This window comes from Clostridium hydrogeniformans DSM 21757 (assembly GCF_000686705.1).
In the GTDB taxonomy this organism is placed as follows: domain Bacteria; phylum Bacillota; class Clostridia; order Clostridiales; family Clostridiaceae; genus Clostridium_Z; species Clostridium_Z hydrogeniformans.
Map to the genome: position 1 here is coordinate 37,951 of NZ_JMLJ01000011.1, position 26,106 is coordinate 64,056.

The 26,106-nt window shown below is 30.1% G+C and carries 22 protein-coding genes and 1 other annotated feature; of the genes, 16 read left to right on the plus strand and 6 right to left on the minus strand.

Annotation, left to right across the window (positions count from 1 at the left end):
* Window positions 1-253 precede the first annotated feature (253 nt).
* A complete protein-coding gene (locus BR69_RS0106635; protein ID WP_027632486.1) occupies window positions 254-2,044 on the plus strand; it encodes a heme NO-binding domain-containing protein in 1,791 nt (596 codons plus the stop codon).
* A gap of 36 nt (window positions 2,045-2,080) precedes the next feature.
* Here the strand turns inward: BR69_RS0106635 and BR69_RS0106640 are convergent, their stop codons facing one another.
* Window positions 2,081-3,130 (minus strand): YkvI family membrane protein, encoded by a 1,050-nt coding sequence (locus tag BR69_RS0106640; protein WP_027632487.1) that lies wholly within the window; start codon window positions 3,128-3,130, stop codon window positions 2,081-2,083.
* Window positions 3,131-3,379: 249 nt separating this feature from the next.
* Between BR69_RS0106640 and BR69_RS0106645 the strand changes: the two genes are divergently transcribed.
* The 4 genes from BR69_RS0106645 (at window position 3,380) to BR69_RS0106660 (ending at window position 7,293) form a co-directional block, all read left to right on the plus strand.
* A complete protein-coding gene (locus tag BR69_RS0106645; RefSeq protein ID WP_027632488.1) occupies window positions 3,380-4,453 on the plus strand; it encodes an outer membrane protein assembly factor BamD in 1,074 nt (357 codons plus the stop codon).
* Window positions 4,454-4,512: 59 nt separating this feature from the next.
* Entirely contained in the window at window positions 4,513-5,445 is a 933-nt protein-coding gene (mnmL, locus tag BR69_RS0106650; RefSeq protein ID WP_027632489.1) for a tRNA modification radical SAM protein MnmL/YtqA, read from the plus strand.
* 192 nt (window positions 5,446-5,637) lie between these two features.
* Window positions 5,638-6,579, plus strand: coding sequence for a PucR family transcriptional regulator (locus BR69_RS0106655; protein WP_027632490.1), 942 nt, complete (start codon window positions 5,638-5,640; stop codon window positions 6,577-6,579).
* Window positions 6,580-7,293, plus strand: a complete 714-nt coding sequence (locus BR69_RS0106660) for a 2-phosphosulfolactate phosphatase family protein (RefSeq protein ID WP_027632491.1) — start codon at window positions 6,580-6,582, stop codon at window positions 7,291-7,293. It abuts the gene before it with no gap.
* 304 nt (window positions 7,294-7,597) lie between these two features.
* On the opposite strand, the gene BR69_RS0106665 is transcribed toward BR69_RS0106660, so the two are convergent.
* Complete coding sequence (locus BR69_RS0106665) at window positions 7,598-8,773, minus strand: class I SAM-dependent rRNA methyltransferase (RefSeq protein WP_027632492.1); 1,176 nt, start codon at window positions 8,771-8,773, stop codon at window positions 7,598-7,600.
* 615 nt (window positions 8,774-9,388) lie between these two features.
* Between BR69_RS0106665 and BR69_RS0106670 the strand changes: the two genes are divergently transcribed.
* A complete protein-coding gene (locus BR69_RS0106670; RefSeq protein ID WP_027632493.1) occupies window positions 9,389-11,305 on the plus strand; it encodes an ABC-F family ATP-binding cassette domain-containing protein in 1,917 nt (638 codons plus the stop codon).
* 112 nt (window positions 11,306-11,417) lie between these two features.
* Here BR69_RS0106670 and BR69_RS0106675 read toward each other — a convergent pair whose 3' ends face one another.
* Together BR69_RS0106675 and dusA are read right to left on the minus strand one after the other, a co-directional pair.
* Window positions 11,418-11,639, minus strand: coding sequence for a (2Fe-2S)-binding protein (locus BR69_RS0106675; RefSeq protein WP_034849484.1), 222 nt, complete (start codon window positions 11,637-11,639; stop codon window positions 11,418-11,420).
* A gap of 247 nt (window positions 11,640-11,886) precedes the next feature.
* Window positions 11,887-12,924 (minus strand): tRNA dihydrouridine(20/20a) synthase DusA, encoded by a 1,038-nt coding sequence (gene dusA, locus BR69_RS0106680; RefSeq protein ID WP_027632495.1) that lies wholly within the window; start codon window positions 12,922-12,924, stop codon window positions 11,887-11,889.
* 335 nt (window positions 12,925-13,259) lie between these two features.
* Between dusA and BR69_RS20100 the strand changes: the two genes are divergently transcribed.
* From BR69_RS20100 to BR69_RS0106725, 8 genes are all read left to right on the plus strand, one after another.
* Entirely contained in the window at window positions 13,260-14,276 is a 1,017-nt protein-coding gene (locus tag BR69_RS20100) for a glycoside hydrolase family 25 protein (protein ID WP_084315314.1), read from the plus strand.
* 830 nt (window positions 14,277-15,106) lie between these two features.
* Window positions 15,107-15,363, plus strand: a binding site (T-box leader).
* Window positions 15,364-15,541: 178 nt separating this feature from the next.
* Window positions 15,542-18,676, plus strand: coding sequence for an isoleucine--tRNA ligase (ileS, locus tag BR69_RS0106695; RefSeq protein WP_027632497.1), 3,135 nt, complete (start codon window positions 15,542-15,544; stop codon window positions 18,674-18,676).
* 202 nt (window positions 18,677-18,878) lie between these two features.
* Window positions 18,879-19,874: a LacI family DNA-binding transcriptional regulator gene (locus tag BR69_RS0106700; RefSeq protein WP_027632498.1), complete on the plus strand. Its 996-nt coding sequence runs from the start codon at window positions 18,879-18,881 to the stop codon at window positions 19,872-19,874.
* A gap of 307 nt (window positions 19,875-20,181) precedes the next feature.
* Window positions 20,182-20,865, plus strand: a complete 684-nt coding sequence (locus BR69_RS0106705) for a M48 family metallopeptidase (RefSeq protein WP_027632499.1) — start codon at window positions 20,182-20,184, stop codon at window positions 20,863-20,865.
* Window positions 20,866-20,890: 25 nt separating this feature from the next.
* On the plus strand, window positions 20,891-21,316 hold the full coding sequence (locus BR69_RS21110) for a thioredoxin family protein (protein ID WP_051623523.1): 426 nt from the start codon (window positions 20,891-20,893) through the stop codon (window positions 21,314-21,316).
* Window positions 21,316-22,005 (plus strand): cytochrome c biogenesis CcdA family protein, encoded by a 690-nt coding sequence (locus tag BR69_RS0106715; protein ID WP_027632500.1) that lies wholly within the window; start codon window positions 21,316-21,318, stop codon window positions 22,003-22,005. Before BR69_RS21110 ends, BR69_RS0106715 begins: the two co-directional genes overlap by 1 nt.
* Window positions 22,006-22,365: 360 nt before the next feature.
* Window positions 22,366-22,794 carry a MarR family winged helix-turn-helix transcriptional regulator gene (locus BR69_RS0106720; RefSeq protein WP_027632501.1) on the plus strand — a complete coding sequence of 143 codons (429 nt, stop codon included), beginning with the start codon at window positions 22,366-22,368 and terminating at the stop codon, window positions 22,792-22,794.
* Between the two features lie 10 nt (window positions 22,795-22,804).
* Window positions 22,805-24,187, plus strand: coding sequence for an MATE family efflux transporter (locus tag BR69_RS0106725; RefSeq protein ID WP_027632502.1), 1,383 nt, complete (start codon window positions 22,805-22,807; stop codon window positions 24,185-24,187).
* A gap of 40 nt (window positions 24,188-24,227) precedes the next feature.
* Here BR69_RS0106725 and BR69_RS0106730 read toward each other — a convergent pair whose 3' ends face one another.
* Both BR69_RS0106730 and BR69_RS0106735 read right to left on the minus strand, forming a co-directional pair.
* Window positions 24,228-24,413 carry a hypothetical protein gene (locus BR69_RS0106730; protein WP_027632503.1) on the minus strand — a complete coding sequence of 62 codons (186 nt, stop codon included), beginning with the start codon at window positions 24,411-24,413 and terminating at the stop codon, window positions 24,228-24,230.
* A gap of 14 nt (window positions 24,414-24,427) precedes the next feature.
* Window positions 24,428-24,673 (minus strand): metal-binding protein, encoded by a 246-nt coding sequence (locus tag BR69_RS0106735; RefSeq protein WP_027632504.1) that lies wholly within the window; start codon window positions 24,671-24,673, stop codon window positions 24,428-24,430.
* Between the two features lie 140 nt (window positions 24,674-24,813).
* Between BR69_RS0106735 and BR69_RS0106740 the strand changes: the two genes are divergently transcribed.
* Together BR69_RS0106740 and BR69_RS0106745 are read left to right on the plus strand one after the other, a co-directional pair.
* Window positions 24,814-25,389 (plus strand): nucleoside recognition domain-containing protein, encoded by a 576-nt coding sequence (locus BR69_RS0106740; RefSeq protein WP_027632505.1) that lies wholly within the window; start codon window positions 24,814-24,816, stop codon window positions 25,387-25,389.
* A gap of 70 nt (window positions 25,390-25,459) precedes the next feature.
* Window positions 25,460-25,993: a spore maturation protein gene (locus BR69_RS0106745; RefSeq protein ID WP_027632506.1), complete on the plus strand. Its 534-nt coding sequence runs from the start codon at window positions 25,460-25,462 to the stop codon at window positions 25,991-25,993.
* Window positions 25,994-26,106 lie beyond the last annotated feature (113 nt).

Sequence of the window (26,106 nt, forward strand, 5' to 3'; positions counted from 1 at the left end):
TAAAACCTATAGTTAAAAATACAAGATAAAACTAATGATATTACAACTTATGGGAATGTTTCAATTTAATGTTCACAAATTATTCAAGAAATAATAACTAACACTAGTTGATAAAACTTTAAAGGTAATATAAAGTTAAAGAGGGAGTTTTCCCTCTTTAACTTTATATAAAATATGAGAAATATATACAAAATAATTAACAAATAATAAAGTAAATTAATTATATTAAATACCATATGTAGGGGGAGTATTTATGAAAGGAACAGTAGTATCTACATGGATAAAAACCTGTAGAAATTTATATGGAGATGATGTTGTAAGCAGTGCTATGGAAAACTCTGGTTGGAGTAGCAATAAGATTTTTACACCTATAGAGACTGTAGATGATGATAAGATAAAATCAGTTATAGCATATATAGCAAAAAAACAAAATATAGAAATAGGAAAGTTTTGGAGAAGTATTGGAGAGAGCAATCTTAAAACATTCTATAATGATTATCCAGCACTTTTTGAACATGAGAATCTATATTCATTCTTAAAATCTTTATATGATATACATGTAGTTATGACTAAAAAGTTTAGTGGGGCAAAGCCACCATTAGTTGGAATTGAACCTATATCTTCTAGAGAGGCATATTTTACATATAGGTCTAAAAGAGGAATGTTTGATTATTTTATGGGGCTGCTCAGTGGAAGTTGCATACATTTTAAGGAGAAAATACATATAGATGAAATAGAAAGAAGCAGTGATTACTTAAAGCTTAAGTTAACTTTTGAAAAGGACATATATTATAAGAAAAAGTATTTTTTCAATAACTTATTATCTTTTGGAATTATAAAGAGCCTTCCAGGTAAGGTAGCAGTAGCAACCTTAATTCCTACTCTAGTAACATCAATATTGTTAACAGGAGTAATGAAGGGAAGTATAATATCAGTTATATCAGCGGCTATAAGTTTTATAGTTACATCTCTTTTAATAGGTCCTAAAAATGAAATAATGGAAGAACTTAAAAGAATAAATGAAAATAAGTATTTTCATGATGGTAATATAGTTACCATGGATTTTTTTGAAGAAATATATGATGAAATAAAGTCCTATAATAAAACATTAAGAGCAGATTTTACAGGATTTAAAGGCATAACAGATGAAATGAATAGTTTTGTAGCTATAATAAACAGTATTTCAGATACAATGAACTATACATCAGGGGAAATATCTAATGTAGTTGAACAGGTGGCAACTGGAGCTGTGGAACAAGCACAAAATACAGAAGAAGTAGTATCAAGATTAAATGGAAATATAGAAGCTTTAAAGGCAATAGTTGATAATGAGAATTTAAATAAAAAAGAACTTGAAGACGCAATAGGTAAGATAAATAATAGTTTTAGCAATGTGGATAGTGCATCTAAAAATATAAAAAACACCCTTGAGAGTTTTATGAAGGTAAAGGACAGAGGATCCAATCTGCAAGGAAAAGCTAATGACATAACTAATATTGTTTCCATAGTTTCTGATATATCAGAACAAACAAATCTATTAGCACTTAACGCATCTATAGAAGCAGCAAGGGCAGGAGAACAAGGAAGAGGCTTTGCTGTGGTTGCTGAATCCATAAGAAAGCTTGCAGAGCAATCAAAGGAAGCGGTTAGAGATATAAACTCAAATCTTGCTCAATTTGTAGAAGATATAGGAGTTTTAGTTGGGAATATAGATGACCAATATAAGGTATTAGAATCAGAGACAAGCAGTTTAGGAGTGGTAAGAGATATTAGCTATGAAGCTACTATATCAATACAGTCTGTATCTAAGTCTATGATAACCACTATAAATGAGCTTAATAAAGAAGCAGATTCTATAACTTCAATATATGATACCATAGAATCATTAGCTGCTATTGCAGAAGAAAATTCAGCTTCTTCAGAAGAAGTTAGTGCCAATGTATCTAAGTATACAGAGGAGATAAAGAAACTTATAAATAATATTTCGGAATTTAAAAAGATTACTAATCAGTTTAAAATAGACCTAGAAAAGTATAAGATTTAGTTGAAATGAAGAAGATAAGGTGAGGAAATCCTCACCTTATTTGTCTTTTATAAAGAAAAAATAAAGAAGTTGAGCCATAAATATTAAACTTATTCCACCAAACAAAGGATATAAAACAGTTATTAAATTAGTAAATCCTATTTGAGAGATAGGAAGGGCTATTAAAACTATTATGAAGATACCTCTTTTAAAAGGAATTTTAAATTTATGTTCTAAGGTTTTAGCTATGCTGTATATGTCTGATACCTCTGTTGAGAACATTTCACACCAAATTATAATTAAAAGAGCAATTTGAATAGACTTACCAAACCTATTAGTTATATAAAGAAGAGGCACTTCATACTGGTTAATATATGGCTGGTTTAACATAAGCATTATGTTTATGAATATACAAAGCAATGTAAGAACTAGTGCACCAATAGATACACCCCATAATATATGTTTTTCCTTTTTTAATTCCTTGCTTAGAGGAACTAAAACTCCACTGGAACAAAGAAGGTTAAACCCAGCGTACAATAAAGTTGAAAGAAACCAATTACTTTTAGTATAAGGTATTGATGTTAAATGGTTTATAGTTATCATATCTCTATAAAACAATAGGTATAGAGTAAAGATAGTGATTATTACTGTAATAAGTGAAGGAACTATAAAGCTGTTTATTTTTATAAGTCCGCTGGTTCCTTTAAGGAGGGTCAATATAGAAATAGCAGCCATAAGTAGTATTCCAATCCATTTTGATACTCCAAAGTATTGATTTAAAAGAGCACCACTTCCGGCTAAGATTATGGATGCACCACTTAAAAGAAAGAGACCAGTTATAATATCTATAATTTTTCCAAGAAAACCGGGACTTATGAAGGTTATAAATTCATTATAAGAGTTTAAGTTATATTTAATACTTAAGGTACTAATTATTCCTCCAATTAAAATATAAATTCCCCCACAAATAATTATCCCAAGAAAGCTTGGAAATCCATATGAGGTAAAAAACTGTGTTATTTCCTTACCAGAAGCAAGACCGGCACCTACAATAGTTCCAATAAACACAGCAGCACATTGAAAGACCAAGGTAAAGCCCTTTTTCACAAAATATCACTCCTTATATATTTGTATCTATATAAATATATAAGGATAATAGGAGAAAAATGAATTTATAATTATTTTTTTTGGAAAACTATAATAAAACGAAAATTAATTTATATGGAAACTTTACTCCAGCTGAATTTTTTATGGTAAATTTAAGAACCTTTCAAGTTTATTCTCTGACCACAATTTGCTTAGAGAATAAGCATTGTATAATTCCATGTAAATAATTTATATTAGGGAGGTATAAGTGTGAGAAGAAAAGTATGGATTCTATTTTCTCTTTTAATAACAATATTATTAAGTGGTTGTGGGTCCTCTAAAGATAATGAGAGCAAAAGTGAGGAAGAAAAGTTTAATACTCAAATAGCTAAAAATGTAGCAAGTAATTATATGAATGCACTTATGACTAATAATATTGATGAAGCAAAAAAGAATTTAGATACTAGTATAATTGAGAAAACTAAAATAGAAAGTAAGAGCAACTTAACTTTAGCGGGATGGAAAATCGATGATTCTACAGAGATAGGAAAAGCAAGTTTATTTAAAATAAAAACCTCTAAGATTATGAAGGATAGACCTTATTCTTTGGTAGAAGAATACAAGGTAAAGGTATCTAAAAAAGATGAGGAATATAAGATTCAAGATATTTCAACAACGGAATCTCAAGAAACCTTTAAAGAAAATAACACTATAAGGATTAGGCAAAAGGATAATGTTAAAACTAGCCTTGTAGTTGATATGGGAGGAATACCTAATTATGCATATCCTAAAACTGATGGGGCTAAAATTGAAAGGATAGAAACTCCTAAAAGTGAATTTGGAATAATGACTTTAGCGTATTCAGGGTCAAAACTTGCTCTTTCAACTAAGGGGAATGGAAAATCCTATGTTGCAATAATTACAATTGATGATTCAATGCAGACTCAAGGTGGAAAAGGTGGTGGAGGAGGAGAAGAAGAAGGGGGTGATTCTTCATCAAAGCCAAGTAAATCAGGACCCAGGGAAATTCCTATAGGAAAAAAGTTAAGTAGTATTGATTTAGTAAATGATGATATAGAATTAATAAACTTTTCAAAGACAGAAAAATTTTTATGTGTACAATATAAAAATCAAGAGGGAAAATATATTAAGTTATATAATTCAGAATCATCGGAAATAAAATCCAAAGAATTAGATGATAAGTTCCCTAAAAGTAGATATAATATTAACTTTGTAAGGTTTGAAGAAGAAAGTCTTGTATTTGAGGTCAATGGAAAAGGTAATGGAGAAGAAAATGGAAGATATAAACTTGACTTAAAGGACTTTAAGATTGACAAAGTATAATATATAATGGATAGTAATTATTAATTATATATTATTTAATTAAGTGAAAGGAATAAATTATGCAGAAGATGTGGGGAGATAAAAGATATAGAAGCTTAAACTATTTTCTTAGGGAAAAATATAAGGAAAAGGTATTTAAAATATCCTTAGATGGAGGATTTACTTGTCCTAATAGAGATGGAAAAGTGGCAAAAGGAGGATGTACTTTCTGTAGTTCTCATGGATCAGGGGATTTCGCTGGAAGCAGAAGGTTATCTATATCTAATCAATTTAATGATATAAAGGATATGATGAATAAGAAATGGAAAAGCGGTAAGTACATAGCTTATTTTCAAGCATATACAAATACATATGCTCCAATAGATGAACTGAGAGAAAAATACGAAGAGGCTATTAAAGAAGACGGTGTTGTAGCTTTAGCTATAGCTACTAGGCCAGATTGCTTAGGAGAAGAAGTTCTAGACCTTTTAGAGGAATTTAGTAAAAGAATTAATATATGGGTAGAGCTTGGATTCCAAACTTCTAGGGATGATATAGCAAGGAACTTTAACAGAGGATATGATAGGGATGTATTTGACAAGGCTGTAGATGGTCTTAGAAGTAGAAATATAGATTTGGTAGTTCATACAATCTTTGGGCTTCCAGAGGAAAGTCATGAGGATATGTTAAATACAGTTAAGTATGTTGTTAATAAAGACATACAGGGGATAAAACTTCACCTATTACATCTTATGGAGAATACTCCTATGGTTAAAGATTATGAAGAAGGTAGACTTAAATTTTTAGAACAAGAAGAATATGTAGAACTTATAGGAAAGGCTATATGCCTAATTCCAGACAATATAGTTATACATAGACTTACAGGAGATGCACCGAGAGAAAGCTTAATAGGACCTATGTGGAGCCTTAAAAAGTGGGAAGTCCTAAATGCTATAGATAAACATTTAGAAGATAATGACTTATATCAAGGAAAATATGTTAAAAATAAATAATTAAAATAATGCCAAAGTTCCTTAAAGTTATGAAGGAATTTTGGCATTATTTATAATTATATGAAATTTTCTTGTTATATATAAAGGAAAGGATTTCACAAATTCTTAATGATATGTTAAGATTTAATTAAATAACCTTACAAGAATATAGTGACAATAGATAGAGTAGTAGCTTAATGGGAGGGAATTTTAATGTACTATTTTAAAAGCTTCTTAGAGGAATTAAGTTTAAAGTCAGTAGTTAAGTTCAATATAATAACTGAGGATGGAGAGATAGTCTATTTGGGGGAAGAAATAGATGAGGATAAGAGAATTAGTGTAAAAGTATCCTTAGGAAGTAAGGAGTATTTTTTAGTAATGAACAAAGAATACCATCTGTGTATGCCGATTGTTAAATATTATATAGAAGAAAGATACTCTCAATTATTTTATTTAAGAGAACAATTTTTTATTGACGTTATTCAAGGAAATAAGGTTTGCTTGGACAAGCTAAATGAAATAGTACCTTTCCTTAAAGAAGGTGGTATATCCATTCTAATTAAGGTTGATGGTAGCAAGTATGAGGCACTAAATATATTAAAAGCATATTATTACGAGAAACAAGTAGTGACCATGTTATATGATAATGAGTTACTTGCTATAGGTAACTTTGAAAATATTGAAGAGGAATGTAAGGCTATCAAAGAATTAATTACGGGAAAACTTTGTTGTAAATGCTCCATAAGTTATGGAAGCGAGGCTTTTACAATAGAGTCTATAAAGAAGTCTTATGAAGAAGCCAAGGAAGCTATGAATCTAGGAGAAAAATTAGGCGGGAAAAATGATATTTATGATTATAATGAAATGCTTTTTGAGAAAGCTATATTTAGTATGAGTGATAAGGTTAAAAAAGAATACCTAAAGGAATTTAAGGATAAGTTTAGTAATTTTGATGAAGAAATGATAAATACAATAGAGGAATTTATAAGTTGTAATCTTAATATAAGTGAAGCAGCTAAAAACCTTTATATACATAGAAATACTTTAATATATAGGTTAGATAAGATTGCTAAAGATACAGGATATGATATAAGAAATTTCAAGGAAGCTACAATCTTTACTATTGCTTTTTTGATTTGGAAGGAGCTTAATTAAATGAAGGTAGATGTGGTTATCTCAGCAGAACATATAAGAGATAAGGATATAGAAGGAAAAACAGTTGTAGTAATAGATATATTAAGAGCTACTTCTGTAATTGTTACTGCGTTAAACAATGGAGCAAAAGAAGTTATACCATTTTTAACAGTAGAAGAGGCTAAAGAATACACAAAGGAAAATAGAGAAGAATTTATTCTTGGTGGGGAGAGAAGAGCTGTCAAGATAGAGGGGTTTGATTTTTCTAATTCACCTCTTGAATATACAGAGGAATTAGTTAAAGGAAAGACTGTGGTAATGACTACCACTAATGGTACTAGAACTATAAAGAGCTGTGAAAAAGGAAAACATTTATTAATAGGAGCTATGATTAATGCTAAGGCTGTTGTAGAAAAAGCTAAAACTTTAGGGGAAGATGTGGTCTTTGTAAATTCAGGAACCTATGGGGAGTTTTCTATGGACGACTTTATTTGTGCAGGATATATGATAAGTTCTTTAGAAAATATCATTGATGATATTGAGCTAAGTGATATAGCCTATACATCAAAACATATATATGAAAGCCATAAGGATATAAAATCATTTATAGAGAAGGCAAGGCATTATAATGTAATAAAATCCTTAAATTTACTTGGTGATTTAGAGTATTGTATGAAAAAGGATACATCAGATATAGTGCCTATGGTTAAGAACGGAAGAATAGCTTTATCCTAAGTTTTATAGCTTCAATATTTCATATATGTTAATTTGTGGATAAAAGGATGTAAGGTCTACATTATCTTAAATGTAATTAATTTAGAGTAAAACTTAATCTTAAAAATATAACCTTATAAAGATGCACTTATAATAATATTTTAGAGTTAAATATGTTAAAAAGCATATAGTAGTAAGATAACAAAGGTGTTTATAGTATATAGAAGTTTAATTAAATTAATATAAGGCTTTATTACCAAGAGGTGTTCTTAGTAATAAAGCCTATTTTAATGGGCAAAAATTTAACTATATAAGATACATATAATTAATAAACTTGGAAAACAAAGAATTTTAAGTAATAGGACTCATCTGAATTCCAAAGTATTGGGTGATCACAGGATTGTGTTCTAAACTCAACTTGTCTTAGAACTCTTTTAGCATCGACTGCTGCATCAGCTATGGTTTTTCTTAAAAGATCCTCTTTCATATAATGAGAACAAGAACAAGTTATAAAGTAACCGCCAGGCTTAACCATTTTAAGTCCTCTTAGGTTAATTTCTTTATATCCTCTAGTAGCACCCTTTACAGCATTTCTTGACTTTGTAAAGGCAGGGGGATCAAGGATAACTACGTCAAACTCACGACCTTCCTTTGACCACTGAGGAAGAACATCAAAGGCATTGTGACATTCAAATCTAACCACATCTTGAAGGTTATTAAGCTCAGCGTTTCTTGTAGCACATTCTACAGCGTGTTTTGATACATCTACTCCAAGAACAGACTTAGCACCTGAAATACCTGCATTTAAAGCAAAAGAACCAGTATGAGTAAAGCAATCAAGGACAGTCGCATCCTTACATATTCTATGTATAGCCTTTCTATTTTCCTTCTGATCTAAGAAGAAACCTGTCTTTTGACCATTAGCTAAATCTACTATGTATTTAACACCATTTTCTATTATTTCAACATTGGTATCAAACTCTTCAGTTAAGAAACCTTTCTCTTGCTCAAGGCCTTCAAGTTCCCTAGTGCCTATATCACTTCTCTCATATACTCCCTTAGCACCATATTCTTCAGTTAATATTTTAACTACAATATCCCTATATCTATCCATACCTAAGGTGGATATTTGAATTACATAATAATCTTCAAATTTATCTATAGTAAGACCTGGAAGAAAGTCAGCTTCACCAAAAATAAATCTACAGCTTGAAGTGTCTATAACTTTAACTCTATAATCCCAAGCAGCTTTTATTTTTTTCTTGAAGAAGTCTTCATTTATTTCCTCTTCTATGTCTCTAGTCATTATTCTTATGGCCATTTTAGAGGCATCATTTATATAGCCTTTACCAATAAATTCACCCTTATCATTGTAAACTTCTACTATATCACCATTTATATATTCTCCATCATATACATTAATTTCATCACTATATACCCAAGGGTGACCTTTAACTACTCTTTTGCCATGACCTTTATGTAAAAAAAACTTGCAAGCCAATAGATTCATCTCCTCTTTAAATTTATTACTTTTAGAATTATACCACAAAATTCAAACAAATAATCAATGGATATTTATTGTTTCATTAAGTACAATATTGTATATTAAGTTTTAGAGTAATAGCTATAAAGTTAATATAAGATTAAATTAATTTAAGGAGAACTTTACTCTTATGAATTGTAAATAAGAAATTTAGTGTTTTAGAAAGGGACTGTTCTAAAATCATATTACCATAGTGACTATACTGTAAATAGTATAATTTTTAGGGCTTAAGATGAATTTGTGGATTAATCATTAAGAATATCCTTGAGGAATCTTGATTTAGGCAGATGTATAAACTAAACATAAAACTTTATAAGTATTCATATAAGGTTCTTAAGGGGATTAAATTTATAAGTTTAGATTTATATATGGTAGAATATAATATAGATCTTTAAAGGGATATTTTAATCAAGTAGTATTTTTAAAACATATCTGATTAAAAAAATACTAAATTATAAACTTATTTTACTAAATGAAACGATTGTGGCTTGGTAGTCCCATATTAAATATATAGAAAATATTAATTTATATAAAGTAGAGTTAATTAAAGTATAAGAGAAAAGAGGAAATAAGATGAACTTAATTACTATAGAAAACTTAAGCAAAAATTATAGTGAAAAAAGACTTTTAGAGAATATATCTATAGGAATAAATGAAGGGGATAAAATAGGTGTTATAGGAATAAATGGAACAGGGAAATCTACTCTTCTTAAGATTATTGCAGGGGTAGAGGAGGCTGATTCAGGAATCATTATAAAAGGTAACAGGGTTAGAATAGAGTATTTATCACAAAATCCAGACTTTGATTTTAATGCCACAATACTAGAACAAGTATTTAAGGGTACATCAAGGGAAATGGAGCTTTTAAGGGAGTACGAATATACTCTTCAAAGGGTTAGTGAAGGAGATTTAAGTTTAAATTCAAGACTCATAGCAATTCAAAGTGATATAGATAACCTAGGGCTATGGGATTTAGAAAGTGAAGCAAAAACAATACTTACAAAGCTTGGCATAAATGATTTTAACTTAAAAATAGGAACCCTTTCAGGAGGACAGAGAAAAAGAGTAGCTTTAGCTAGTTCATTAATAACTCCCTGTGAGTTGTTAATTTTAGATGAGCCTACAAACCATATGGACAGTGAAACTATATCCTGGCTTGAGGATTATTTAAATTCTATAAAGGGAGCACTTATAATGATAACCCATGATAGGTATTTTCTTGATAGGGTAACCAATAGAATAATGGAGGTTCATGGAGGAAATATATATAGCTATGAAGGGAACTATAGCTTATTCTTAGAGAAAAAACTTGAAAGAGAAGCAGAGGAAGTATCTGTTCAAAGAAAAAGAGAAAATCTTTATAGAAAAGAACTTGCATGGATTAGAAGGGGTGCTAAGGCAAGGAGTACCAAGCAAAAGGCTAGAATAGATAGATTTGATAAATTAAAAGAAGATATGGTCACTATAAATGATGAGTCTTTAGAATTATCTGTTTTAGGATCGAGGCTTGGAAATAAAATAGTAGAACTATATAACATAAGTAAATCCTTTGAAAATAAAAGGTGCATAGAGGATTTTTCCTATACCTTATTAAGGGATGACAGAATAGGGGTAGTAGGAAATAATGGAGAAGGTAAGTCTACTCTTATGAAAATAATAAGTGGAGAGCTGACTCAAGATTCAGGAGACATTGAGATTGGAGATACAGTTAAAATAGGATTCTTCTCTCAGGAAAATTATCATATGGATGATAGTCTTAGAGTTATTGATTATGTAAAAGAAGTGGGGGAGTATTTGCCACTTTCCAGTGGAGATAGAATATCCGCATCTCAAATGTTAGAAAGATTTCTATTCTCTAAGGAGATGCAATATACCCCTATATCAAAACTTTCTGGAGGAGAAAAGAGAAGATTATATCTTTTAAGAATACTTATGGGAGCTCCTAATGTACTTTTATTAGATGAACCTACCAATGATTTAGATATAACTACCTTGACCATATTAGAGGATTTTATTGATGGGTTTAATGGACCTGTAATGGCAGTGTCTCATGATAGATACTTCTTAGATAGAATATGTAATAATATATTTTATTATAGGGGTAATGGGGTTATAGATAGATTTAACGGAAACTACAGTGATTTTTTAAATAGTTTAGAAGAAGAAGCTGTGGATATATCAGTGGATGAGCCTATTAAGGATTCAAACAAAAAAGACAATGAGTATAAATCTAAAAAGGAAAAGCCTCTGAAGTTCTCTTTTAATGAGCAGAAGGAATTTAATGAAATAGATGATGTAATATCAAATCTTGAGGGGAAAATTACTTCCTTAGAAAAAGATATAGAAAGTAATTCTAGTGACTTTGTAAAGTTACAAGAACTTATTAAAGAAAAAGAAGAAACTGAAATGATGTTAAGTGAAAAGTATGAAAGATGGACTTATCTAAATGAATTAGCTGAAAAGATAGAGAGGCAAAAAGGAAATAAGTAAGAGAAGTATAAAAATTAAATAGACTATAAGAAAACATGGGATATTAAGTATATATTGTACTTAATATCCCATATCTATTAAGTTCTATTTAATAAAAATAGAACTCCTTTTATTACTTTTCTAATTTGCTTTTTTCAATCAATTCTAAGATTTTATGTTTACATCTAGAACCACAACAACCGCCAGTAGTAGCTCCAGTAGCATCTTTAACCTTATCTAAAGTATCAGCTCCGTTAGAAATAGCTTCCTTGATTTTAGCTCTAGATATAGCCTTGCATATACACACCTTAGTCAATTTATCCATAATTTGCTCGTTTGCATTATTATTTTCCATAATCATTCCTCCATATATTTAAATAAGACCATGAAGTGAAACCTAATTTAAATGAAAAATTTCTTTATTAAACTTAAGTTACACTGACCCCAGAATTTTATAATTTATACTACTATAATTAATTTATATAGGGGAGTAAAATTATAAAACAATGGACAAAACATATTAGTTAACAACTATTATTATTAATTATATTTTATACTATTTATTTGATAAATTCAATATATTATTATGAGTAATTAATAGATTACTTTGAATTTAATATATCTTCTGGAAGTTCTCTAAGGGCTAGCTTCACTCTTTCAGAAGCCTTCATATCCTTAAAAGGTGGACTTATAATTTGTTTCCACTGTCTAGTTCCACGAACTCCATGGAAAAGCTCTAAGCCGTGCTTTAGAATAAGATTAGGATTTTCTCCATTAGTTTCTAGTTGCTCAATATAAGGAAGCATCCATTCTATTATATCTTTTCTAGATAGGGAATTTTTAATATCTCCATCATAAAATTTATCCACATCCCTTAACATAAATGGATTTTCATAAGAAGCTCTTCCAATCATAACTCCATCTACGTATTTTAGATGTTCTTCTATTTCATCACAGGTTTTTATTCCACCATTTATTTCTATATTTAGATGAGGGAAGTCTTTCTTTAGTTTATATACCTCATCATATCTTATAGGTGGTATTTCTCTATTTTCCTTAGGGCTTAGTCCAGCAAGAATAGCAACCCTAGCATGAACTGTAAATCTATCAAGCTTAGCATCCTCTATAATATTTATAAAATTAACCATGTCTTCATATCTATCAAAAATCTTATTATTAAAGTCATCGGAAAGATAGCCAGTACCATCTATTCCTATTCTGTGTTTTATGGTAATAGGTTTTTTAGTTCCTTCCCTCATGGCTAAAATCATTTCACGAACAAGTTCTGGGTAAGCCATTAATACGGCCCCCATTTGATTTCCAGATACCCTGTCTGATGGACATCCTACATTAAGATTAATTTCATCATAGTCAAAGGCTTCAGCTAGCTTCACTGCTTTGTAAATGTCATCAGGACTACAGCCTGCTACTTGTAGTGATAGGGGCTTTTCTATTTTATCAAAAGCTAAGAGTTTTTCTAAATCTCCATGAATTATAGCTTGAGCTGTTATCATTTCTGTATATAATAAAGACTTTTTAGTGATACCTCTTAAAAAATACCTAAAATGTCTATCGGTTCTATCCACCATTGGGGCAATACTTACCTTTGGGGCTTTAATGGGTGAAATATATTTTTTCATAGGTTTATCTCCTTAAAACAAGTATTATTTTATAAGTATAAAATAATGGGTTTTAACTGTCAAAGACTCTTATAATATATTTTAAAGAATAGGTCTTAGCTGTAATTTATTTTGCTTAAGTCCGCTTTTAGTTTTTTAATATAAAGTCTGAACTTATTCATTAAAAATATACTTGATTTATCTTACTTTATATAGATATATAAAGGGAGTTTCAAGCTTAAAGTCCTAAATAATTCTTTAAATTTATAGTTATTTTATTTTATAAGGATAACTTAGTAACAAATTCCTATTCTTATAAATAAAATACAATAATAGGAATTATTTTGGAGGATAAAATGCAAAATAGAAACCCAAAAAGTTTGTTTGGAGCAGACATAAATGAGTTTAGCCAAAATGTTAATTTTCAAACCTTAGCTAGGACAGTTGATTTTTTATACCTAAGATCCTCAGGGTCAGGCACAGGAAGCTTTAGAATCGACCAGAAATTTTTAGAGTTTGCAAAAGAAGCTAGAAATTATGGGATACCTGTAGGTGCTTATCACTATGCTATGCCTTCTACTAACTTAACTACAGCAGATAATCAATGTGATGATTTTATAGAACTACTTCAAATAGGTTTTGGTACAAATGACTATGGGGACTTATTTCCAGTGTTAGATGTTGAGGCTCCAGTAAATAAATCAATACCAACCACTACATTATTAAGTTGGGTTGATAGGTTTAGGGTTAGATTTGAAAAGAAAACAAGAAGAAGGCTAATGCTATATACAGGAGAATTTTTTATAAAGTTATATGATGATTTTCTTTATCCAGGTAGAGGTCATATACTCTCTAATATGCCCCTTTGGATAGCTATGTATCCAGCTATTCCAGGAAATCCACCTTACCCACCAAATGCAGGGGGATGGACAAGATGGAGGATATGGCAATATACAGATAAGGGAAATGTAAATGGAGTATCATCCCCTACAGATTTAAACTGGGGACCAGATAATATAGCTTATTTAGTTCAACCTAAAAATGTAGAAGGATTAAAGGCTTATAGAGTTAAACACAATATTTATGTATCATGGACACCTAATAAAGATGTGGATTTATCTGGATATAACTTATTCTTAAATGGATTATACGCAGGAAGTGTTGGAAGAAAGGGGTCCACATTTGTTATAAATACTAATAGATTCAAGTTACCAAGTAATATTAAAAAATATGAAGTATCTATAGAGGCTTTTGACCTAGATGGAGAGTTCTCAAAGAAAAGATCAACGGTTTCCTTAGATAGACCTCTTATGACAAGAAAGGATGAAGAGGGAGTTTATTTTGTTTATCCTGATATAATAATCAGAGCTTAAATAAGTAATAGGTAGGATTAAAACAATTCTACCTATTACTTATTTAAAGTTTAATTAATAAAACTTTTAGAGCGTATAAATAAGGATAAAGTGTCCTTAAGCTTTTCTATTTCGGAGTATGGAATATATATAAGTTTTTCTAAATAATTATCATCTAAGGTATAACAAATTATTAATATATTAGGGTTCTTTGGGCTGAAGTACCAGTTTTTAATATCTCTAAAGTATATAAAAGAGTTTTTATTAATACCTAAAAATGCGGTTTTAAAAGCAACTCCACCATCTAGAATTACAAAAGCTTCAGAGACTTTATCATAGCCATTTAAGAAACATATTATAAAGAGCCAACATAAATATAATCCTATACGAAGTGGGTATCTAATTAGTAAGAGCTTATAGTTTATATAAAAAAGTAAAAAATATATTGATATAAAAATAAGTGTTATGAATATATTAGGAGGTAACTCAAATATAATTTCATACTTGTTAGAGAGTTTTTTATTATACATATATCTACTTAAAAAAGAGGAAGTAAATATTATTGATAAAAATATAATAGTGAGTTCAAAAAAAGCAATAGACAAATAAATCCCCCCTAGCTTTAGTTAATATAGTATATTCATACATATAATAAAGGAAAATGTTTTATCAATAAGAATTAGGTATATTTTCATTTACTATACATAACTATTATTTATTCTATTCCTACACACCATAAAGTGGTAGAAGTGTAATTCTATTATATTAATCAGCTAGAGGAAATAAAACTTGAAAAAATAAAAAATATTGGTATTGACAATGGTTTTGTAATATATTATCATTTAATTTAATGAAAAACAATGATTAGGAAAAGTACCTAAGTTTGATCCTCAAAGAGAGTGGCAGTTGGTGGAAAGCCATAGGTAGGGGTTAGGGAAAATCACCTAGGAGTTGGGAGCTGAATCCTAGTAAGCCGCCCCGTAGTTCTGCGTTAAAGAATAGAGTATTTAAGTACTTGAAATTAGGCTCTTAGAATTCATTAGAATTGTAGTATATATTAGAGCCAGTAAACCTAGAGGTGGTATAGCGAGTTAACTTCGTCCTAAGTGGATGAGGTTTTTTTTATTTTTAATTTTTATTTTATGATTTTACATCTCTAATAAGACATAGATAGAAGACCTATAAAATCTAAGAATTAGTTAATATACAATTCATATGGAGTTAAATCTCTACTTGAATTAAGCTTTATTTTATAAATAATTGATAAACTGAAAGGAGAAGAGAAAATGTATAAAAAGATAGATTCTACAAAAAGCTTTGTAGATATGGAAAAAGATATACTAAAGCTTTGGGAAGATAAAAATGTTATAAAGAAAAACTTTAGCTTAAATGAAGATGGTGAGTTCTTTACTTTTTACGATGGACCTCCAACAGCTAATGGAAAGCCTCACGTTGGACACGTATTAACAAGAGTTATGAAGGACTTAATACCAAGATATAAGGTAATGAAGGGTTATAAGGTTATAAGAAAAGCTGGTTGGGATACTCATGGTCTTCCAGTAGAGCTTGAGATAGAGAAAAAACTTGGAATTTCAGGTAAAGAGAAAATAGAAGAATATGGTGTTGAGAAGTTTGTTAAGGAATGTAAGGATAGCGTATTTACTTATGTATCTATGTGGGAGAATATGACTAATAAAATAGGATACTGGGTAGACATGGAAAACCCTTATGTTACTTACCATAATTCATATATAGAATCTGTATGGTGGGCATTAAAACAGCTTTGGGATAAGGAACTTTTATATAAGGGCCACAAGGTAATGCCTTATTGTCCAAGATGTGGAACTGGATTATCATCTCATGAAGTTTCTCAAGGATATAAGGATGTTAAGGATGCAACAGCTATAGTTAAGTTTAAGGTAAGGGGAGAAGAAGATAAGTTTATACTATCTTGGACAACAACTCCTTGGACATTACCATCTAACGTAGCTCTTACAATAAATAAAGCATATACCTATGTTGAAGCTAAGGTTAAGAGCTGTGATTGTGAGTGTGAAAATAAGGAAACTTATATACTAGCAAAAGATCTTGCTCCTAAGGTTCTTGGAGAAAACTTTGAAATAGTAAAAGAATTTAAGGGTGAGGAATTATTAGGAACTGAATATGAGCAATTATTTAAGTTCCATACTCCAGAGGAAAAAGCTTTCTATGTAATCCATGGAGACTTTGTAACCTTAAGTGATGGTACTGGAATAGTTCATACTGCACCAGCTTATGGAGAAGATGATAACCTTGTATGTAAGAAGCATAATCTTCCATTGATAAACCTTGTAAATCCAGCAGGGGAATTTACAGAAGAGGTAGAGCCTTGGAAGGGAATATTTGTTAAGAAAGCTGATCCTAAGATAATAGAATATATGAAAGAGAACAATATGTTATTTAGTACTGAAAAGTACACTCACTCATATCCACATTGTTGGAGATGTGATACTCCTCTTTTATATTATCCAAGGGAAAGCTGGTTCGTAAGAATGACTTCTCTTAGAGATAAACTTATAGAGAATAATAATAAAACAAACTGGTATCCAGATAATATAAGAACAGGTAGATTTGGTAAGTTCCTTGAGGGCGTAATAGATTGGGGTATATCAAGGGATAGATACTGGGGAACTCCACTTCCAATATGGCAATGTGAATGTGGTCATAGGGATTGTATTGGAAGCATAGAGGAACTTAAGGCTAAGGGAATAAATGTTCCAGAGGACATAGAGCTTCATAAGCCATTTATAGATAAGGTTCATTTAAATTGTGAGAAGTGTGGAAAGGAAATGACAAGAACTCATGAAGTTATAGACTGTTGGTTTGATTCGGGTTCTATGCCATTTGCTCAACTTCACTATCCATTTGAAAATAAAGAGTTATTTGAAAAGAACTTCCCAGCTCAATTTATATCAGAAGCTGTGGACCAAACTAGAGGATGGTTCTATACATTACTTGCTTTATCCACTGCAATATTTGATAGAAATCCATTTGAAAACTGTATAGTTTTAGGTCACGTCTTAGATAAGAAGGGCTTAAAGATGTCAAAATCTAAGGGTAATGTTGTTGACCCTATAGATGTTATAGAGACTCAAGGAGCTGATGCTACAAGATGGCATTTCTACACAGCAAGTGCACCATGGCTTCCAACTAGATTCTCTAAGGATGATGTGGGAGAGGCTCAAAGAAGGTTCTTAGGAACTTTATGGAATGTGTATTCATTCTATGTTTTATATGCAGACTTAGATAAGTTTAATCCAACAGAGTATAAGGATTTTGTATCTAATAACGTAATGGATAAATGGATAATAGCAAAACTTAATACTTTGATAAAAACTGTAGATGAAGACTTAAATTCATATAGAATAACTCAAGGAGCAGAAGCTTTAGAGAGTTTTGTTGATGAATTATCTAATTGGTATGTAAGAAGAAATAGATCAAGATTCTGGAGCTCAGAGTTAACTGACGATAAGATTTCAGCATATGTAACCTTATATAGAGTTTTAGTTGATTTATGTAAGATATCAGCTCCATTTGTACCATTTGTAACCGAAGAAATATATCAGAGCCTGGTAGTATCATTAGATGATAGTGCACCAGAGAGCATACATTTATGTATGTGGCCAGAATATAATGAGAGCCTTGTAGATGAAACTTTAGAGAAAGACATGGATATGGCATATAATATTGTTAAGCTTGGAAGAAGTGCTAGAAATGGTGCTAACATAAAGAACAGACAGCCATTATCTAAAATGCTTATAAGTGCTACTACACTTCCTGAGTACTATGGAGATATAGTTAAAGAGGAGCTTAATATAAAAGAGGTTCAGTTTGGGGCAGACCTTTCAGATTATGTTAATTTTGAAATAAAACCTAACCTACCTGTTCTTGGAAAAGCTTATGGTAAGATGATACCAGGAATAAGAAAGGCTATAGCTGAAAGAAACCAAATGGAACTTGCTCAAACAATACAAAATGGTAATGTGGTAGTTATAGATGTAAATGGTACTGAAATAGAACTTAACTCACAAAATCTTCTTGTTACAATGCAAGGCCTTGAAGGTTATGCTTTTGCTGGTGAAGGAGAAACAGGGGTAGTATTAGATACAACTATAACAGAAGAGTTAAGGGAAGAAGGTCATTTAAGAGAAATAATCAGTAAAATCCAGAACATGAGAAAAGAAAGTGGATTTGAGGTTTCTGATAAAATAAAATTATATGTTTCTAATAATGATACTCTATTAGAAGTAATTAAGAAATTCCAAGAGGGTATAAAGAGAGAAACCTTAACTGAAGAGATTGTTTATAATGAAGAAGTAACTTATACTGAATGTAATATAAATGGTCAGGGTCTTAATATGGCTGTTGAAGTTATAAAATAGTATTTGTATTTTAAGTAGCCATAGGAAACTATGGTTACTTTTTATTCATGAGTTTTGTATAAATTTTGGGTTAAAGGAGTAAATTAACTCTAAGATATAAATAATAATGGTAGTATAAACTTGTATTCAAAAGGTTTTAAAAGTATAATAGTTACCATATGTGAAGGAAATTTGATAAAAATATAGAATAGAGGTGAAATTCATGGCAGCTTCAATTAAAGACGTAGCTAGAGAGGCAGGAGTTTCTATAGCAACGGTATCAAGAGTTTTAAATGATGTAGACGTTGTTAATGAGGAAACTAAGAAAAGGGTTGTAGAGGCTATAAAAAAATTAGGGTATAGACCTAATATAGTTGCTAGAAGTTTAAAAACACAGAGAACAAAAACTATAGGAATATTAATTCCAGATATATCTAGTCTTTTCTATCCAGAAGTGGTTAGAGGGGCGGAGGATGTTGCTAATATATATGATTATAATATTATGTTATGTAATTCTGACTTTGATTTAGAAAAAGAAAAAGAGTATTTAAAAGTAATGAAGGAAAAGATGGTAGATGGACTTATATATATGAGTAGCTATCTAGATTCTGAAATGCTAGAGCTTATAAATGAGCTTCAAGTAAGTACTGTACTTGTTGAATCAAAGGATGAAGATGGTAAGCTTCCAAGTGTAACTATAGATGGAGTTCAAGCAGCCTATGAGGGAACAAAGTATTTAATACATAAGGGAAACAAAAGAGTAGCATTCATAGGAACACATAAGGATAGGCCTAATGCTTGGTCCATAAGATATGAAGGTTATACTAAGGCAATGAAGGAAGAAGGAATAGATATAGATGAAAACCTTCTTTATTTCAAGGACTTAAGAGCAAAATCAGGATATGAAGGGGTAGAGGAACTTTTAAGTAGAGGAAAGTTTGATGCTATATTCTGTTCATCAGATGAAATAGCTATGGGAGCTATAAATGCTTTAAGAGATAAAGGTATAAGAGTACCAGAAGATGTAGATGTTGTTGGATTTAATGATATATACACAGCATCAATATTTTATCCAAAGTTAACTACAGTATCTCAACCAATGTATGATATGGGTTCCATTGCAATGAGACTATTAATAAAACTTATAAATAAAAAACCAGTGGAAGAAAAACATTTTGTTCTGCCACATAGATTAGTGGAAAGAGATTCTTGTAAGTAATAAAAATTGCTGTCACGAAACGGGTATTTGTAACTTATCATAAAGAAAAACCATGCATATAACGGAATTTGTTTTCTGATTTATGCATGGTTTTTAAGTTTTGTATAGTTTTTATCTGATGGCTAAATATGTAATACCCCATCCATGTGTAATGTGGGGGATAACAGTTGCTACGCTCCTAGATTAACTCATCTAACCTTCAGGTGGTGGAAAGAACGCCACCTGAAGGAAAATCCGTTCTATACATAATGAAGCAGATACTTTTATATCTTAAAGATAGGTGATAGGGTAAAGGTATGGTGATAAGGTGAAGGTGTTAAGTATAAACAATAAGGATATAAGCTTTACTGTAAGAGTTATGAAAAGAAAAACCATAGCTATAATGGTTTTAAGTACAGGAATTGTTGAAGTAAGATGTCCTAAAGGTGTTAGTAATAAATATATAGAGGAATTGTTAAAGAAAAAAAGTCAATGGATACTAAAAAATATAGAAGATATTAATAGAGGAGGAAAACTAGAGGAGGTATTATTCTTAGGAAAGTATAAGAAAATTCACAAAATAGAAGGAAAAGAAAATTTAATAAGTGTAGAAAACTCCATAATTAATATACAATATAATGGTAAAATAAATATAGAGGAACTATTTACTAATTACAGCAAGGAGAAACTAAGACATATAGTTGTAGAAATAATTAATAATTATAAAGATATAATGGGGATAAATTTTAATAAAGTAGCAATGAAGAATATAAAAACTAGATGGGGGAGTTGTTCATCTAAGGGAAACTTAAATTTTAATGTTAAGCTTATTGGAGCACCTTTAGATGTAATAGAGTATGTGGTAATTCATGAGTTATGCCATCTTATTCATATGAATCATTCTAAGGAATTTTGGAGAGAAGTGTCAAAATATTGCCCAGGACATAAAGAAAAAAGTCATTGGTTAAAAGTTAATGGACATATATTAATGAATATGTTTTCTAATATTTAAAATTTTATATAAAGAGGTGATAAATATGAAAAAGCAATATAAAATAGCTATAATTTCAGTAATAGTTTTAGCTCTAGTAGGGGTCTATTTTGGGAAAAATTATATGGATAAGAAGTCTAAAGGTTCTAACGTACTAGAATGGACTAGCTTTGACGTACAGAAAGAAAAAGGAAAACCTACACTTTTAGAATTAGGTACAACAACTTGTGGAGTATGTAAGCAGATGAACCCCATATTAGTATCCTTAGATAAAAAGTATGGAGAAAAAGTTAACATAAAGAAAATAAACTTAGAGAGACAAGATAATTATAATATAGCAGTAAAGTATAATGCTATGGCTGTGCCTGTTATGGTGTTTATTGATGAAAAGGGGAATGACTTTTATAAACAAGTAGGATATATGTCGGAAGAAGAAATAGTTAAAATTTTAGATTCTATGGGAGTGAAGTAATGGAGTGGTTAAACAATTTTGGAAGCCTTATAAATGATAATATATGGCTTGCCCTTATAATGTCGTTAGTTGCAGGTGTTGTTTCCTCCTTTAGTCCATGTGTATTATCATCAATACCATTAATAGTAGGGTATGTAGAGAAAAATGGTGTTAAGGATAAGAAAATTGCTTTTAAGTTTTCAATATTTTTCTCCCTAGGAGTTATGGTAACCTTCACATTATTAGGAGTGTTATCAGCGTTACTTGGAAAATTTTTCAGTGGAGGGGGAGGAGCTTGGTATTTATTTTTATCTTTTATAATGATATTGAGTGGCCTTCAAATTCTTGGTGTTATAAATATAGGACCTAAAGATAATAGTTGTAGACTACCTTCTTTAAGAAAAGGCTTATTTGGAGCCTTTCTACTTGGAATATTAGGAGGAATATTATCTTCCCCATGTGCAACACCAGTTCTTGCTGCTATCCTTAGTTTTGTGGCAGGAAAAGCCAATATAGGTTTAGGAATAGCAATGCTTATATTATATTCAATAGGTCATTCTGTACTTATAATACTTTCAGGAACATCTATTGGACTTATAGAGAGTCTAAGTTCTTCGCCTAAAACTAAAAAGATAGGACAGGGATTTAAAATAGTTCTTGGAATAATTGTAATAGTGTTAGGAATATACTTATTTTCCTATGCCATATAACAATATATATTATTAATTAAATATAAAAATACGTGAAATATGTTTCTATAATAAACATCATGGGTCTTAGGATCTCATGATGTTTATTTTTTTAATATTAATTAATAGTAGGGTTACAGAATTTAAGAGAAAAGTTATAATTAAGAGATAAGATATTTTAAATTCAATAGTTTATTATATACGTTAGGGGGAATATAAATTATTTTAATTAAAAAAACGCAATATTGGTATAAGTTGTTAATTTTTATCTGGGAGAATAATTTTAGATTATATATTTAAATTAAAATAGTTGCACAGGCAAAAATAGTTTTATATAATAAAGGTTGTGATTGCAACTAATTCAAAGGAGGATATGGTAGTTTGGCTAAATGTGAAAGCATAGGAAGATATATATCAGAAATATATCGAATGGGTGGAAAGTTCTATTCTAAAGCTTTTAACAAATTTAATATAGGAAGTGGACAATATATTTTTCTACTTCATTTATATTTTAATGATGGTATTAATCAAGAGTGTATAAGCTCTAATCTAAATATAGACAAGGGAACCACTGCAAGAGCTTTGAAGAGGTTAGAAGAGCTTCAATATGTGGAAAGAGTAGTTGATAAGGAAGATAAAAGAGCATATAGAGTTTTTTTGACTGAGAAAGCAAAAGATATAGAAGAGGAATTTTTTTTTACATTATCATCATGGAATGATGTATTATCAAAAGATTTCACAGAAGAAGAAAAAGTTATGGCCATAAATTTACTAAAGAGAATGACTAATAATTATAAAAACATTATTTGAGGAGGGAATTATGGATAAGGATAGAGAGAAAAGATTAGCCGGCGAAGATATAAAAAAGCTACTTATTAGCTTTTCAATACCTAGTATAGTTGGAATGCTGGTAAATGCATTATATAACATAGTTGACAGGGTGTTTATAGGTAAAATACCAGAGACAGGAAACTTAGCTATTACAGGAATAGGACTTACATTCCCAATAGTAACTATATTACTTGCATTTGGAATGCTGGTTGGAGTAGGTGCTGGAGCTACAGTATCTATAAGACTTGGACAAAAGAAAAAAGATGATGCTGAAAAGATTTTAGGAAATGCAGTTTCTCTTATTATAATAATAAACATAATATTAACTATTCTTGGATTAATATTTGCAAAACCTATATTAGAGTTATTAGGGGCATCAGATAAAACGGTGGGATATGCCTTAGATTATATAAGAATAATATTATTTGGATCAGTATTTAACAATCTAGCTTTTGGATTAAACAACTTAATAAGAGCAGAAGGAAACCCAAAGATATCTATGATTACTATGCTATTTGGAGCAGGACTTAATACTATATTAGATCCTATATTTATCTTTGTATTTAACATGGGGATAAAGGGAGCAGCTTTAGCTACAATAATATCTCAGATAGGATCTGCTGTATGGGTATTATGGTATTACTTTAGAGGAAGCAGTATGCTTAAGATAAGAAGAAAAAACTTAAAGTTAAAACCACATATAATAAAAGCAATATTTGCTATTGGTATGTCTCCTTTTGCTATGCAATTAGTAGCCAGTGTTGTATCAGCTATATCAAATAGAGCATTAAGTAGGTATGGTGGGGATACTGCGGTAGGTGCAATGACAGTAATAAGTAGTGTATCTATGATATTTTTAATGCCTATATTTGGTATTAACCAAGGGGCTCAGCCTATAATAGGATATAATTATGGGGCAGAAAATTATAAGAGGGTTAAGGACACATTAAAGTTTGCAATAATAGGAGCTACAGCAATTTGTTTGCTAGGATTTGCTTCAATACAACTGTTCCCAGGTACTATAATAAGATTTTTTAATAATGATCCAGATCTTATAGTAATTGGAACAAAGGGACTTAGGACTTATTTATTTATGTTACCCATTATAGGATTTCAAATAATAAGCGCAAACTTCTTCCAATGTATAGGGAAGGCAAAAAAAGCTATATTCTTAAGTATGACAAGACAAGTTATATTTTTAATACCTCTACTTATAATTCTACCAAAACTTATGGAGCTAAATGGGGTATGGTATGCAGGACCAATAGCAGACTTTGTATCCTCTTTAATGACAGGGTTATTTTTAATATATGAGATAAAACATTTAAATCATAAGCACAATGAGCAAATGGATAGAGTAATAATGGAATAGTAAATGATAAAGGGAGCTAAAAAATTAGCTCCCTTTTATTTTAAAGTATTCCTTCTTCTTTTAATATAGATTCAATCTCTTGAACTTTTTTAGATAATACTAAAAACTTATCTTTTACATGAGTTTTACATGAACTTTCATCGTCTAGTATTTTTTCCATAGATTCTACTGTGTTTAAAGCATCTTCTATGTCTTTTTGCGCTAATTTTAAAGAGGCTTCTTTCATTACGTTATCTCCTTTTAATTAAATTTAGACTTAAGTTTTTTATCTTTGAATGTTCTATCTATTATAAACGGAGCGGAAAAATAAAATTGTTTTTCATGTCCACAGCTTTCACAGAAACATTCACAAATATTAAATGCCATCCCATCCTTAAGTCCTATTTTTGTATCATCTGTTAGATAATACCCACCACAAAGTTCGCAGGGAGTATTGTTTATTATTATGTATTCACTTTCTATATATTTCATTATATCCCTTACCATGGCTCATATACCTCTCTTAGAGTTTTCTAATATAAATAGTAACACCTACAAAATATTTATGCAACTAAATAGGGAAAATAAGTCTTAAATTACCTTTTATTTTCATATGATTAATAGAACATGAAAGGGGGAAGTTTATTTTGATAAACTACATATGGTTTTTTATGATTTTTCTTGGGGTTATAGTTGGAATCATAACAGGAAAGGGAGACCTTATATCTCAAGGAATAGTGAATACTGCAGGAGATACTGTACAGCTGGTTATAGGGATTATGGGACTTATGTGTATGTGGTGTGGAGTTATGAAGATAGCAGAAAAAAGTGGCCTTATGGATAAGATAGCAAGAGGATTAAGACCTATATTAAAGGTATTGTTTAAGGGAGCTGCTAATGATTCAAAGGCGTTAGGAGCTATAGTTATGAATCTTACTGCTAATATGATGGGTCTTTCTAATGCTGCTACACCCTTTGGTATAAAAGCCATGGAGGAAATGGACAGGTTAAATGGAGGAAGGGATGAAGCTAGTAATGATATGGTTTTATTCTTAGTGTTAAATGCAGCGTGCATACAATTTATACCATCTACAGTAATATCTATAAGGGCAGCAGAAGGATCACAAAATCCAGGAATTATTATAATACCAGCTATAATTGCAACCAGTTGTGCAGCTATAGTGGGAGTTATAGTGTGTAAAGTTCTTCAAAGATATTTTTAGATAAAACTTAGAAATATAACTACTTTAGAATATATATTTTATTAAGCATACCTAGGTGGGGGGATTATTAATGTCTAATATATTTAAATATTCAATGGCATCCATAATACCAATAATTATATTTGTAATTGTTCTTTATGGAATAATAAAAAAGGTTAAAGTATATGAAGCCTTTGTTGAAGGAGCTAAGGATGGTATAAACATATGTGTTAGGATACTTCCATATTTACTTGCCATATTAATAGCTATAAAAATATTCAGGGAATCATCACTTCTTGATTATTTAATATTTATATTAAAGCCTATAGTATCTTTAGTTGGAATACCAGGGGAAATCATGCCTCTTATATTAGTGAAGCCATTGTCAGGAAGCGGGGCAATTGGAATATTTACAGAAACTATAAAAACCTATGGAGTAGATACTCATATAGGACTAATAGCATCAATAATAATGGGGTCTACAGAAACTATATTTTACACTCTTACTGTTTATTATGGAGCTGTAGGGATAAAAAAGATAAGACATACCTTATGGGCGGCTATAACTGCAGATATAGTGGCTATACTAGTAACAGTAACTTTAGTAAATATATGGTTTAAATAAGAATAGAAAATATCTTTTTAAATGATAAAAAATATATTGAAAAAAGGTTTTGAATAACTTATAATAATTCTAAGAGAAATATATATTAAATATTAAATTTTTTCTAAAATTTT